The sequence below is a fragment of the Pusillimonas sp. ANT_WB101 genome (assembly GCF_008369125.1).
Lineage (GTDB): Bacteria > Pseudomonadota > Gammaproteobacteria > Burkholderiales > Burkholderiaceae_B > Allopusillimonas.
In genome coordinates this window covers 601,864-614,724 of the sequence record NZ_VOAY01000001.1, presented here as the reverse complement: position 1 = coordinate 614,724, position 12,861 = coordinate 601,864, and the positions used below count along the sequence as shown (strand labels likewise).

The window sequence follows — 12,861 nt, the reverse complement described above, 5'->3', positions numbered from 1 at the left end:
GGTGAGCAAGTTGGACTAAAAAACCCCATGCCCTAGCAGCGCGGTTTTAAAAACACCGGCCACGAAAAGGCATAAAAAAGCCCGCAATAGCGGGCGCAATACTAAAACCCACTTGTTTGCCCTAAATGGGCCGCATCATAGAACCACCTTGTGAGGGAGCACAGGTTGGCGTGGCACTAGCCACATCTGGATGCATTGCGTTAAATTATGCCGCAATCACATCAAGGATGCAAGACGAGCATGATTGTCGGGGTGGCCTGCACCAGGCCCTCTATTAATTGCCTATTTTCGCTGACCGCCTTGGGTGCGCGCATAACAATGACAACAACCACACGGAGAATGTAATGCGAAGGGCAGTAGAAATCAGTCAAACAGTGCCGTTGACGGGGCTGAAATCATCCCGCTTCGCCGGTATTTATAACTTTAAAAAGTAAACCGGCCAAGCCATGGACTCAATTACTGCTCTCGCAGCCGCCACATTGATGATGCTTGCCAACGGCGCTGTGCTCGCCTTTATGCGCAGACATCTGCCATCTGACCTGCAACCGTTCGCTTACATCTGGCAAGCGGCAACCTTTGCCATTGCTCTAGGTTGTATGATTTTCCCTTTTTACCTGCATATTCCGCTGCCATTGGCGTCAGTGCTGGCAAATGGTCCGCTGCTGGTAGGCTTGGCTGGCTATTGGCACGCCTTGCGACGATTCTACGGACGACCAGACATCATTAATCTGATGACTATTGTGGTTGTTGTTACGTTGTTGGGCCTGTTCTGGTTCTCGGCAGTACAGCCCGACACCAGAATTCGCATCATGATCGTATCAGCCACATGGTTGTTATTTATGGGAGGCAGTTTTTTAACACTGAAGAACGCCATGCAGCCCGACACAACACGAAGCCACTGGGCACTGCTGAGCATTTTCGGGCTGGTAACACTGTTTACCGCAATTCGTAGCGTGTACTACGCCATGCTTGACATTCAGCCGGGTTTCAACATTATCGACAACTCATCGGTCATGAACCTGCTTACACCCATGGTCGCGGTAGTGCTGCCCATTATCGGCACCACAGCGTTCGTGCTGCTTCTGCTTGAGCGCATGCGCAGCGAAGCTGCAGTATCACAGGCAAGCCTGACTGACAAAAAAAACCTCGAGCAACTCAGCTACCTTGGGCACGATCTGCGGGCACCGCTCAGTACCATCGTGGGATACGCACGGCTTCTGAGCCAGACACAAACTGCTGAGCAAGCCAGTCATCTTCGTGCCATTGAGCGGTCGGCAAGTTACCAGATGGAACTGATCGACGAAATGCTCGACCACGCAAAACGAGCACTGCAACCACTGGGAATACGATTGCAGCCCACGCAAATGAAAAGCCTGCTGGAAGATGTGGTGCAGCACGGTAAAAGCCTAAGTGGTCAGCAACATAACCGTTTCGAGTTCACTGCCGCGACACCATTACCTGAGCTGATTCATAGCGACCCTCGCCGCCTGCAACAAATACTGCTCAACCTAATTTCCAATGCCGCCAAGTTCACCCGAAAAGGGCAAATACGGTTTATTGTCAGCGCCAAACCGGGCCCCGCAAACCAGACTGCCCTCACGTTTGTAGTTAGTGATACAGGCAGCGGCATCAGCCCGCAGGACCAGCAGGCCATTTTCAACGCATTCGAGCAGCGCGACGAACGCCCCGGCAGCGTCGGCCTGGGGCTGTATATTGCACGCACAGCCATTCGCAATATGGGTGGCGAGCTTATTCTTGACAGCGCTCCGGGTACCGGCAGCAGCTTTAGCGTTCATTTGCCTGCGCAAATATTGAGCGAAAATACCATTACATTGCCCACACAGGTTTGGGATAGCAGCCCAACTCCAAAAACCACCTCGGCACTGCCCAGCACCCCAACGGCTGCTGTGCTCCAGACGTTGGCCAGCCTTGCCGCAAATGGTGAACTTAGCGAAATAGAAAGGTGGATAGAAGCACAAAACCGTGAGCAACCTACCCACTCAGATTTTTATGATCAAGTACACCTTGCCCTGCAAAGGCTGGACTTCACACGTATTGAATTACTGGCAGGCATCAAAGCCTAAGGAGGGTCTTTTATGGACGTCTCCCGGAGGGTCAAGCTAATCTGGTTGCTTCGTTGCCCACAATGGTTACTATCTCTGTCGGTTGGCCTGGTGCCTAACACTAGGCTTATTAGAGACATTTGCACGGCCTGCCCGCCTCGATTACAACAGCGGGCAGTATTTGCAAGCCAGCCGTCGGTATGCACCATAGTTAAATACGCCTGGCTTGTCTAAAATGCCTGCCAATACCTTACAACCAGAACACTACAGGAGACGCTGATGCCAGTACCGGGAAACATGATGAGTCTTCCCCTCTTGATATCGTCCATACTGACGCATGCCGTCACCAACAACCCCAATCAGCTAATTGTCACGGCATTGGGCAATGGAAGCATCCACCGTTATCGATATGCAGACTTTGCGACGCGTACGCGAAAGCTGGCCGTTGGGTTGCAGGCGAATAACATTCAGCCCGGTGACCGTGTAGGCACGCTTGCGTGGAACACTCACCGTCATCTTGAAATTTACTACGCCACGGCCGGCATCGGCGTGATCTGCCATACGATTAACCCGCGCCTGCATCTGGATCAGATTGCGTTCATTATTAATGACGCACAAGATACCGTTGTTTTTTTCGACCAACACTTTTCCGCACTCGTTGAGCAACTGATTCCACTATGCCCTGCAGTGCAACAGTGGGTTGTTCTGCAAGAGCCAGACAACGCCTGCCATGAAGGCAGGCCAAACTACGCCCAGTGGCTGCAACACGATGATGCGCAGTTTACCTGGCCCCAGTTTGACGAAAACACAGCTAGTGGCCTTTGCTATACCTCAGGCACCACGGGTAACCCAAAGGGTGCGCTTTATGCCCACCGTTCAACTGTGCTGCATGCCTATGCATCATGCCACCCGGATGCGTTGGGCATCTCACGCAAAAACACGGTCATGCCGTTGGTTCCCATGTTTCATGTAAACGCATGGGGTCTACCGTATTCGGCGCTGATGTCTGGCGCAAAAATCGTAATGCCTGGTGCTGACCTTAGCGGCGTCGCACTTTACCAGTTATGCGAATCAGAAGGTGTCACCTTGTCTGCGGGCGTGCCTTCAGTTTGGCAAGGCTTGGTCGACCACGCGCAGACCAACGGGCTAAGCTTCAGCACACTGGACCGCGCCGTTATCGGCGGCTCAGCCTGCCCTCCTGCCATGATCACAGCGCTGGCACGCATGGGCGTGTCTGTACGCCATGCCTGGGGCATGACGGAGGTATCGCCGCTGGGCACGGTATGCACCCTGCTGCCCGAGCAAGAGTCATTCGACGACACAGAAAAACTGCACATTCTGGCGTCGCAGGGGAGGCCGCTATTTGGCGCACAGTTCAGCATCATGGATGAAAATGGCCAGGCACTGCCCCACGATGGCAAGACCACCGGCAACTTGATGATACGCGGCAACTGGGTCATTGAGCGCTATTACGGTCATGATGAAACCGCACTGGAAAACGGCTGGTTTCACACTGGCGATGTCGCCAGCATAGATGCCAATGGCTATATGCGCATTACCGATCGCAGCAAAGATGTGATCAAGTCGGGCGGCGAATGGATCTCTTCCATTGATATTGAAAACATCGCGCTGGAGCATGCAGATGTACTCTCTGCCGCCTGCATCGCCCGAGCACATAAAAAATGGGGCGAGCGCCCGATACTCATTATTATGAAAAAGCCGGCAACCACTCCAACCGTTGAAGGCATTCTTGCTCTTTACAAGGATCGTATCGCCAAATGGATGGTGCCCGATGATGTGTACTTTATCGATAAGATGCCCATGACCGCGACCGGCAAGTTGCAGAAAACGGCACTGCGCACCATGTTTTTTGAACCCCGGGAGCAAAGCGCATAGCGGTGGCATAGCGCTGAAAACTTATTAACACTTACCCGCATGCACGCAGCGTGTGTGCGGGTATTTTTTGGAGATTCAACATGACAACAAACTATCTTAAAACGCACGAAGCCGGCACCATTGGCGTCATTACCCTGAATCGGGCCAACAAGCGCAATGCGTTGGATGAAGCCGCCGTTGCCGAGATAGATGCCTACTTTTCGAACATTCCAGCTCATATTCGCGCTATCGTCATGTTGGCCGAAGGCGACCATTTCTGTGCCGGCCTCGATCTGAAAGAACACCATGATCAAGAACGCAGCGCCGTTGATTTTTTGCGCGTATGCCAGGCCTGGCACCGTGCGTTTGACAAAATTCAGCATGGCGGCATCCCCGTCATTGCCTGCTTGCAGGGTGCGGTTGTAGGCGGTGGGCTCGAACTGGCCAGTGCCGCCCATGTCCGCGTGGCCGATGTCAGCACTTATTTCTCTTTGCCCGAAGGCACACGAGGTATTTTTACGGGCGGTGGCGCCACGGTACGTACCGCCAAAATCATCACGCCAAACCGCATGGTTGAAATGATGCTGACCGGCCGGGTAATGGGCATAGAAGAAGGTCATCGCCTGGGCCTCGCACACTATGTGTGCAACACGCCCGAAAACCCCGTGTCTGCCAAAGATTTTGCCATGGAGCTTGCAGAACGCATTGCTGGCAATGCGCCTTTGTCAAACTACGCCATTGTCAGTTCCATTAGCAGAATTGCAGACATGTCGGCTACCGATGGTCTGTTCGCTGAAGGTCTGATGGCTGCCGTGGTGCAGACCGGTGCAGACGTACAAGGTCGGCTCAATGATTTCGTCACCAAGAAAGCCCACAAAGTAAAGCCAGGCTAAGACCGCGCCTTGCGCGTTACCGCGCCCTTACTTGCAAGAACTCGTAATATCACTTACAAGACGGATACCGTCGGCGGACAGGCATCAACACAATGTTGCGCCCATTTACTAACCAATAAACACAACGCCGTCGAGGGCTTTTACCTTAAGGAGTACCATGCTGAAAGACAAGAAACGAACTGTATCTCTACTCGCCGCGCTGATGACTACCCTGGCAATTTCAGGCTGCGCAACCATGGAAAAGCCCATTATTCTGGACAGTGACGTCTCGTTTGCCTTTGGCAGCGCAGACCTTACCCCTGAAGGCCGAAGTCGCATCACCCAACTTGTACCGTCGCTGATAGCGCGCGGCGAAACCCGTCTTGACATCATTGGCCATACCGATCGCATTGGCGACGCCAAAGCCAATATGCGTCTATCTGAGCGTCGGGCCGATTCCGTTCGCCAGCAAATCGTGGCCGGTGGTTTCGACCCTGATCGCGTACGCGCACGTGGCGCTGGTGCAAGCCACCCTCTGGTTTACTGTGAACAGCAAAACCAGCGAGCACTTATTGAGTGCCTGGCACCCAACCGTCGCGTCGAAATTAACGTAACCGATATACGCTGGTAATCTGGCGGCACAATACAGTGCAAACCTCGGCCGGCAAGCTTCAGCAGTGAAGTTTGTCGGCCGTTTGCTGTGGTGTACCGCTTCAAGGCGCGAGGTCACCCTGGCGTGTTGCCTTCAGGTGCTCATGCAGTATGCGCCGGATTTCAAGAATCGCGTGCCCGTTTTCCTGCACGCTATGGCCTGAAATAACCACGGCTTCCGATTGTGCGCCGTCAAGATGCGCACTAAGGTAAGGCACCAATCCGTCATCGGAGTCTTCCAACGGCGTGTTGGGGTCGGCTTTGGCGATAATGGAGTGATACATTACACGAGGCGAAATTTGCAACTCTGCCGCGACCTGCACAAAAGAATCTGTCGCGCTTAGGTTTTCGATGCTGTTCGGAATATGCAAAGGCTTGCTTGCCCCTGGCCGTTCATCTTTGCCACGAGCCAGAGCGCTTGCCATGTCGTCCACGTTTGCCAGCAGAGTAAGTGGAATCGAAATTAGGCTTGCAAACCAGCGCCCGAGGCGGCCTGCCGCTATATCAGTACCCCGATGCGGCGCGGCAATAAAAATGGCCCGGTTTACGCCCGGCATGGGCTCAAAGTAAAACGTGGCGCGTCTGCGCACTGGCAGTTTGGCAACGCGTTCTGCCGATACAGGATAGGTACTCTCAAACCACTGCCATATGCGATCGCCCGAGCTGGACAGCAAAAGCCTGGCAAGCACCCCACCCATGCTATGACCAATTAACACGATGTCGCGAGAAGCCGGAGCGACTCCTTCGGGATCAAAATGCCGTAACGCGCCCATAACGGTATAGTAAATCGACGTACGATTTGCGGCCAACGGCATATTGGTGGGGTAATACATTTGCCACACCTGATAATTTCTGCGCAGCGTTTCATCGCCCAGTATTTCATTAGCAACATTTACCCAGGCTTCCGGGCTACTGGCAAGCCCATGCAGCATGAGCAAAATACGGCGATTGGGGTCATAAGGCTGCATCAGATACAGATGGGGCTGGCCCAGGCCAGGACCGCGCCCCAGCAGCGTACGCAACGACTCTCGGGCAAAATCAGAGCGCGCCAGCCAAAGCCCGTAGCCTGCAGTAAAGTTGCCGGCCAGCGGTACGCGAGAACCCTGCACCATAAGATGGCTTTCGCGATAAGGGTCATGCACCGTCAGCGACGCATCATGGGTAGACAGCACCTGGCCGAGGTTTTCCCCCTCAAAATGCAGCAGCAATGTCATTGACGAATAAGGCACCTCACTGTATTGCGGCGCAATTCGCGACGACTTGTTTTGCTTTGCAGCTGCCGCGCCGTCCAGATTGACCTCTCCGACTGCCTGTTGTTTATCTGTTTGATCTATCGCTGTACGTTTATCGGCCACCACAGACACCAACTCCGCACCAAAGCCGTCGCGCTGATACACATTGCGCAAGCCCGCGAACGACAAAGAAGAAGCAGGTATCAGCTCCAGAGGTAGCGTGGCGCCATTTGGCAGACGGGCATCGGTCAACTCAGGACGAATACGCCATTTCCCAACTCGCAATGTCAGACTGCCTTTCGCATCAGTACGGGCCGGACTGACCGACAACTTACCGCCTTCTCTGCTTCGTGCAAGGTTGGCGCGACTGGCCGCCGAGGCATCAACAGCGCCGTTGCGCCGTTCGAACATCAATGTGGTCGCCTGAAGCACGGCATAGTTGTAGTAGTCGCGTACCTGGGTCTGCCTGTCTTCAAACGCGCGTTCCCCGGGCTTACGTGCCGTAAAAAACAGGTACGCATAGGCATGCCGTGCAGTTTCCAACCACGCATCAATGCGGGCCTCAAGGTTTTCGACGGCGTCGCGTACGGGTATTGCCTGAGCTTGCTGTAGCCACAGTTCGGCCAGGGCCGCCATGCGACGCTCTTCGTCAATACCCGTTGCATCAGACAGGGCATGCAGACAGCGTGGAGAAGACTTTGCACAGGCTCCTTCGTCAAGCGCTGCCACACGCACTGTTTCACGTGCGCTTGCACTGATTTCGCCGGTAGACAAAATATCGCCACGGCGCATGGCAATGTAGTCGCTGGTGCTCAGAGGCTTGACCTGCACCATGGCGCAACCAGCCAGCAACAGACCGAAAGGCAATGTGAACAGCGCGCGACGTAGCGTGCTAACGTGCCGCCCGAGCGTACGCGGCCGCGCTTGTTTAGGCACATCGCCCTTCTCTTGCAATGGCCCAAACGACTTGGCCTCACAGCGTTTATTTCGATGCATCATTTAGTGCAACCAGAACGGCACGGTGTTCGAGCCCGGGCGGGGGCGAGACTATTTCAGTAGTCCGTTCATCTGGTGTCATCATGACGGTTGTCATTGTTTTGGGCCTCGTCATGGTTGCAGCGTTTCCATCAAAAATTGTCGATGAGCATCTCTGAGCTGAGCCAACTCTCGCTTGTTCACATCTTCATCAGAGAGTAAACGCAATAGCGAGCCAAATACACTGGGTGCCAGTACTAGCGCATAATTTGCAGCCACTGCACTTGCACGGACCACACCACGCTCAACGCAGCGATCGAGCAGTGTCTGCTGCTGATCAAGATAGGGTTTAATTACCTCATTACGCCAGCGTTTGAGCAAATGTGGTGCACGCCCACCCTCAGCGATCATAAGCCTAAATACAGCCAAAAACGTTTGATCCTCAAGGCGGTCATACATCGTGGAAATAAAAACATCCACAATGTCTTCCAGTGACTCGCCGTCAATGCTATGCGTCTCAAAGCCAGTAAAGGACGGCACCAACACCTTCATCAACAGGGCCTCGAAGATTTCTTCCTTACCTGAAAAATGGGCGTAGATCCCAGCTTTGGATAAACCGGCACGCTGCGCAATCTTCTCGACGGAGCTGGCTGCGTAGCCATGTGCACTGAACTCGGCCAGCGTAGCCTGAAGAATCTGCTCCCTGCGCACCTCAGGCCGAAGGCGAATACGTTTACGCTTAACGTCTGTATCGTTACACATGACAACGACATGCCGAAAAAAACGGTGCGCAGGCAATGTCTGGACTGCCCACGCTTCTGGTATACGACCTTAGTCGCACAACACCATCGATTAGTAGAAACCCTAACTTCAGCATGATAGACTCCCTTAAGCTTGCTTGATCAGGCGCCGGTCCGGTGAGATGCCTTCCACCCCGCGCGCCATTTCTTCAAACCATAACTATATATAACGACCATACGGTCGTTAGTTGATCTGAATCAAGCAGTGCCGCTGACGCAGCCGCGATAATAAAGGCATTACTCATCCTTAGCGTTGGGAGTCAGATTGTGAACAGTCCTCCTTTTTCCATGGCAAACGCCATCGACAGCCGGGCTCATGCCGCCCTGGCGCGTGCGTTTTCCTCAATTTCCCCTCATTCGAGCATGCTGGCCTGGCTAGACTGGGCCACGCATTTGGCGGCTTCGCCAGGAAAACAAGCAGAACTTGCGCGACTGGCACACGATCAGAACGGCCAATTGGTCGAATACCTGCTTCAGTGCCTGGTGGCAGGCCCTGGCGAAGCCCGCGCCTGCATCGAACCACCAGCCCACGACCGCCGTTTTAGTGATCCAGCCTGGATGGCCTGGCCATTTAATCTGATGCACCAGTCTTTTCTACTGAACCAGCAGTGGTGGGAAGAAGCGGCCCGCGGGGTATGGGGGGTAGAACCTCATCATGAAAACCTGGTCGCCTTTGGCGCACGACAATGGCTGGATGTATTCTCACCCGGCAACCATTTAGCCACCAACCCGGTCGCGCTCAAGCGCACTCTGGATGAAGGCGGCGCCAATTTGATGCGGGGTTTTGCGTACTTTCTCGACAATGCGCAACGCCGTATCGCGCAACTACCGCCACCGGGTACCGATGACTTTGTGGTCGGCAAAAATATGGCAGCAACGCCGGGCAAAGTTGTAATGCGCAATCGCCTGATGGAACTGATCCAGTACACGCCAACCACTGACAAGGTACACCCAGAGCCCATAGTCATTGTTCCAGCCTGGATCATGAAGTATTACATTCTTGACCTGTCAGCGCACAACTCCTTGATCAAATATCTTGTCGACAACGGGCATACGGTATTTTGTATTTCCTGGAAGAACCCAGGGTCCGAAGAGCGTAATTTGGGCATGGATGATTACCTTGAACAAGGTATTCAGGGAGCACTCACCGCCGTCAACACCATTGTGCCCGAGCGCAACATTCATGCTGTGGGGTATTGCCTTGGCGGCACGCTACTCGCTATCGCTGCGGCGGCCATGGCACGCGATAACGACACGCGACTGGCTTCCATGACACTGCTTGCAGCCCAGACTGAATTTAGCGAGCCGGGTGAACTTGCCCTTTTCATTGACGAAAGCCAGGTCAGCCTGCTCGAAGCGCAAATGGACACACGCGGCTATCTGCGTGCCGACCAGATGGCAGGCGCCTTCCAGATGCTTAACTCATACGACTTGCTGTGGTCGCGCATGATCAATGAATACCTGCTGGGCGAACGCCGACCCATGTTTGATCTTATGGCCTGGAATGCCGATGCCACACGCATGCCCGCAAAAATGCACTCACAGTATCTGCGCCGGCTCTTTCTGAACGACGATCTCAGCAAAGGCCGCTACCCGGTCAAGGGTCGCCCGGTTGCACTCGGCAATCTTACGCTGCCCATGTTTTGCGTTGGCACCCAAACTGATCACGTGGCGCCATGGCGTTCCGTCTATAAGCTGCATTATCTGGTGCCGGCCGAAATAACCTTTGTACTGACCAGTGGTGGTCACAATGCCGGCATTGTCAGTGAGCCAGGCCGCCCTCGGCGCAACTACCAGATCGAAACCCGCCAAGCCCGTGGCGCTTATATCGCGCCAGAAGAATGGGCCAGCACTGCGGCCGCACACGAAGGCTCGTGGTGGCCCGAATGGCAGACATGGCTCAAAGCTCGCTCGGGCGAGATGATCAAACCCCCAGGCATGGGTGCCCCAAGTAATGGATACAAGCTGCTCGGCGACGCGCCAGGCACATACGTCAAGGAAAAATAAAATGCCCTCACTCAAGGGGAAGAAAGGTCTGGTCGTCGGTATCGCCAATGACGACAGCATTGCATGGGGATGCGCCCGCGCCCTGCGTGAACAAGGCGCAGAGCTGGCCGCCACCTGGCAAAAAGAAAGCACACGCCCGCATGTCGAGCCTCTGTTCGACGAGCTGGATATAGACCTGCGCATGCCGCTCGACGTAACACAGGACGAGCAAATGCAGGCTGTGTTCGACACAATCAAACAGCAATGGGGAAAGCTCGACTTTATCGTGCACTCGGTTGCCTATGCCCCGCGTGAAGACTTGCACGGGCGTGTCGTCGACAGCTCACGTGAAGGTTTCATGCAGGCCATGGATATCTCCTGCCATTCATTCGCCCGGCTTGCACGCCATGCTGAACCACTGATGATTGATGGTGGCAGCCTGGTAACCATGTCTTATCTGGGCAGCGAAGAAGTCATTCCAAACTATGGCCTGATGGGGCCCGTAAAGGCCGCGCTAGAAGCGCTGGTGCGTTACCTGGCCTCAGAACTTGGCCCTGCAGGCATATGCGTCAATGCCATATCACCCGGGCCGCTTGCAACGCGTGCGGCATCGGGTCTCCCTGATATCGACGGCCTCATTCAGGACAGCCTGCGGCGCGCACCGCTGCGCCGACCCGTCAATATTGATGACGTCGGCTACCTGTGCGCATTTCTTGCCAGCGACGAGGCCAAAGCCATTACCGGCACGACACAGTATGTGGACGGCGGGTATCACATCCTGAACTGACTATTGACGGCAGTGATCAAGCCTTGCATTGATTGCGTCTCCTAGGAACAACGAGTACAAATGAAATTCCACCTGAGTACCACCCATGCATTGCGGCTTGGTGCCCTGGCGCTTGCTGCAACCTTGGCGGGGTGCGCCCCGCTTTCGACGCGCGAACTGCCGGCCAACCCTGTGGCCGATAACTGGCCAGCAGATGCGACAGCCGCCGTACCAGAGCGCGGGCCTACTGCAGTGGAACTCCACTGGCGTGATTACTTTATAAACCCTGGGCTACAGCAAGCCATCGCTCAGGCTCTGGCAAACAACCCTGACTACCGCATGGCGCTGCTTCGTGTCGAAGAGGCACGTGCGGCATACAGCATACAGCGGGCTGATCAGTTTCCTACAATTGGGGTAGGAGGTAGCGGTGGCCGTTCGCGCGTACCAGGTGATCTGAATTTTTCGGGTAACTCTGTCGTTACCTCGCAATACGAGGCTTACGCGGGCTTGAGCAACTGGGAGCTTGACCTCTGGGGACGCGTGCGCAACCTGAAAGATTCTGCCCTGCAAGAGTATTTGGCAACCGATGCGGCACAACGGGCCGTGCGTATTACGTTGATTGCCAACGTTGCAAATGCCTGGCTGGGCTTGCGCGAACTGGACGAACGCATTGCACTGGCAAACCAGACCATCGCAACACGCGAAGAGTCGTATCGTATTTTTAAGCGTCGCCACGACGTGGGCGCCACCTCTTTACTTGAACTGACCCAGGTTGAAACCCTGCTGATCCAAGCCCGGGCGCTGGGCACCCAATTGGAGCAGGCACGCACGGCGCAGGCCCATGCCCTGGCCGTGTTGCTGGGCGAGACCCGCGTCGAGTTTCCAACCCTGAACGAACCGCCCTCCACCGACAGCAAAATTTTTGCGCCGCTGCGTGTTGGCTTGCCGTCAGACCTACTTACCGATCGCCCCGACATCATCGCTGCCGAGCATCGCCTGGAAGGCGCAAACGCCAATATCAAGGCGGCCCGGGCTGCTTTCTTTCCCACTATCAGCCTGACAGGAAATTTTGGCACGGCAAGTGTCGAGCTCGACAACCTGTTCAAAGGCGGCAGCCGCGCCTGGGCCTTTATGCCCTCGATATCTCTGCCGATTTTCGATGCGGGCCGCCGACGCGCCAATCTGGACCTGGCCGAAGTGCGCAGCGACTTGGCTGTCGCCAACTATGAGCGAACCATACAAACCGCATTTCGCGAGGTGGCCGACGCCTTGTCGGCGCGCCAATGGTTGTCCGAGCAGGTTGCCAACATGGAAGCCTCAGTTGATGCGCAAACTCGGCGGGCGCGGCTGGCTCAGTTGCGTTATGACAGTGGTGCATCAGCTTATCTCGAAGTGCTGGACGCACAGCGCGATTTACTTGAGGCGCAGCAACTACTTGTACAGGCCAGGCGCAGCCTGCTGTCGACCCATGTGTCGTTGTATGCATCGCTTGGCGGCGGTGCCAGCACAGAAACGCCTGACAGCACCCCAACGACTCCGACGACGGGCAACATACCCGGCTCCTCGTCCGCCCCTGCCGCCGCCGCTGCAACCACCATCTCTTCCGGGGCGATCTCGACCCCCGGAAACATCACAGAATAA

At 55.2% G+C, this 12,861-nt stretch carries 9 protein-coding genes and 1 riboswitch; of the genes, 7 read left to right on the top strand and 2 right to left on the bottom strand.

Translation table 11 applies throughout. The features are described from left to right. Window positions 1–102 precede the first annotated feature (102 nt). A riboswitch (SAM-I-IV-variant riboswitch) is annotated at window positions 103–199 on the bottom strand. Between the two features lie 247 nt (window positions 200–446). The 4 genes from FQ179_RS02955 to FQ179_RS02940 all read left to right on the top strand — a co-directional run bounded on the left by FQ179_RS02955 (window position 447) and on the right by FQ179_RS02940 (window position 5,441). Next, on the top strand, window positions 447–2,084 hold the full coding sequence (locus FQ179_RS02955; RefSeq protein ID WP_149395783.1) for a HAMP domain-containing sensor histidine kinase: 1,638 nt from the start codon (window positions 447–449) through the stop codon (window positions 2,082–2,084). A gap of 258 nt (window positions 2,085–2,342) precedes the next feature. Next, entirely contained in the window at window positions 2,343–3,959 is a 1,617-nt protein-coding gene (locus FQ179_RS02950) for a long-chain-fatty-acid--CoA ligase (RefSeq protein WP_149395782.1), read from the top strand. 80 nt (window positions 3,960–4,039) lie between these two features. Then, window positions 4,040–4,831, top strand: a complete 792-nt coding sequence (locus FQ179_RS02945) for a crotonase/enoyl-CoA hydratase family protein (RefSeq protein ID WP_149395781.1) — start codon at window positions 4,040–4,042, stop codon at window positions 4,829–4,831. A gap of 157 nt (window positions 4,832–4,988) precedes the next feature. Further along, a complete protein-coding gene (locus FQ179_RS02940) occupies window positions 4,989–5,441 on the top strand; it encodes an OmpA family protein (RefSeq protein ID WP_149395780.1) in 453 nt (150 codons plus the stop codon). 82 nt (window positions 5,442–5,523) lie between these two features. On the opposite strand, the gene FQ179_RS02935 is transcribed toward FQ179_RS02940, so the two are convergent. Together FQ179_RS02935 and FQ179_RS02930 are read right to left on the bottom strand one after the other, a co-directional pair. After that, window positions 5,524–7,692: a triacylglycerol lipase gene (locus tag FQ179_RS02935; RefSeq protein WP_255474807.1), complete on the bottom strand. Its 2,169-nt coding sequence runs from the start codon at window positions 7,690–7,692 to the stop codon at window positions 5,524–5,526. Window positions 7,693–7,800: 108 nt separating this feature from the next. Beyond that, window positions 7,801–8,430 (bottom strand): TetR/AcrR family transcriptional regulator, encoded by a 630-nt coding sequence (locus tag FQ179_RS02930; RefSeq protein ID WP_149395779.1) that lies wholly within the window; start codon window positions 8,428–8,430, stop codon window positions 7,801–7,803. A 326-nt stretch (window positions 8,431–8,756) separates the two neighbouring features. On the opposite strand from FQ179_RS02930, the gene FQ179_RS02925 reads away from it, so the two are divergent. The 3 genes from FQ179_RS02925 to FQ179_RS02915 are packed head-to-tail and all read left to right on the top strand — an operon-like array spanning window position 8,757 to window position 12,861. Further along, window positions 8,757–10,475, top strand: coding sequence for an alpha/beta hydrolase (locus FQ179_RS02925; protein ID WP_149396878.1), 1,719 nt, complete (start codon window positions 8,757–8,759; stop codon window positions 10,473–10,475). A gap of 1 nt (window position 10,476) precedes the next feature. Continuing rightward, complete coding sequence (gene fabI / locus FQ179_RS02920) at window positions 10,477–11,241, top strand: enoyl-ACP reductase FabI (RefSeq protein WP_149395778.1); 765 nt, start codon at window positions 10,477–10,479, stop codon at window positions 11,239–11,241. Window positions 11,242–11,301: 60 nt separating this feature from the next. Then, on the top strand, window positions 11,302–12,861 hold the full coding sequence (locus FQ179_RS02915) for an efflux transporter outer membrane subunit (RefSeq protein WP_149395777.1): 1,560 nt from the start codon (window positions 11,302–11,304) through the stop codon (window positions 12,859–12,861).

What these genes read in the sequence shown, in the direction of transcription:
- FQ179_RS02955 (WP_149395783.1), top strand. Translation starts at nt 447, where the DNA reads ATGGACTCAATTACTGCTCTCGCAGCCGCCACATTGATGATGCTTGCC.
- FQ179_RS02950 (WP_149395782.1), top strand. Translation starts at nt 2,343, where the DNA reads ATGCCAGTACCGGGAAACATGATGAGTCTTCCCCTCTTGATATCGTCC.
- FQ179_RS02945 (WP_149395781.1), top strand. Translation starts at nt 4,040, where the DNA reads ATGACAACAAACTATCTTAAAACGCACGAAGCCGGCACCATTGGCGTC.
- FQ179_RS02940 (WP_149395780.1), top strand. Translation starts at nt 4,989, where the DNA reads ATGCTGAAAGACAAGAAACGAACTGTATCTCTACTCGCCGCGCTGATG.
- FQ179_RS02935 (WP_255474807.1), bottom strand. Translation starts at nt 7,692, where the DNA reads ATGATGCATCGAAATAAACGCTGTGAGGCCAAGTCGTTTGGGCCATTG.
- FQ179_RS02930 (WP_149395779.1), bottom strand. Translation starts at nt 8,430, where the DNA reads ATGTGTAACGATACAGACGTTAAGCGTAAACGTATTCGCCTTCGGCCT.
- FQ179_RS02925 (WP_149396878.1), top strand. Translation starts at nt 8,757, where the DNA reads ATGGCAAACGCCATCGACAGCCGGGCTCATGCCGCCCTGGCGCGTGCG.
- fabI (WP_149395778.1), top strand. Translation starts at nt 10,477, where the DNA reads ATGCCCTCACTCAAGGGGAAGAAAGGTCTGGTCGTCGGTATCGCCAAT.
- FQ179_RS02915 (WP_149395777.1), top strand. Translation starts at nt 11,302, where the DNA reads ATGAAATTCCACCTGAGTACCACCCATGCATTGCGGCTTGGTGCCCTG.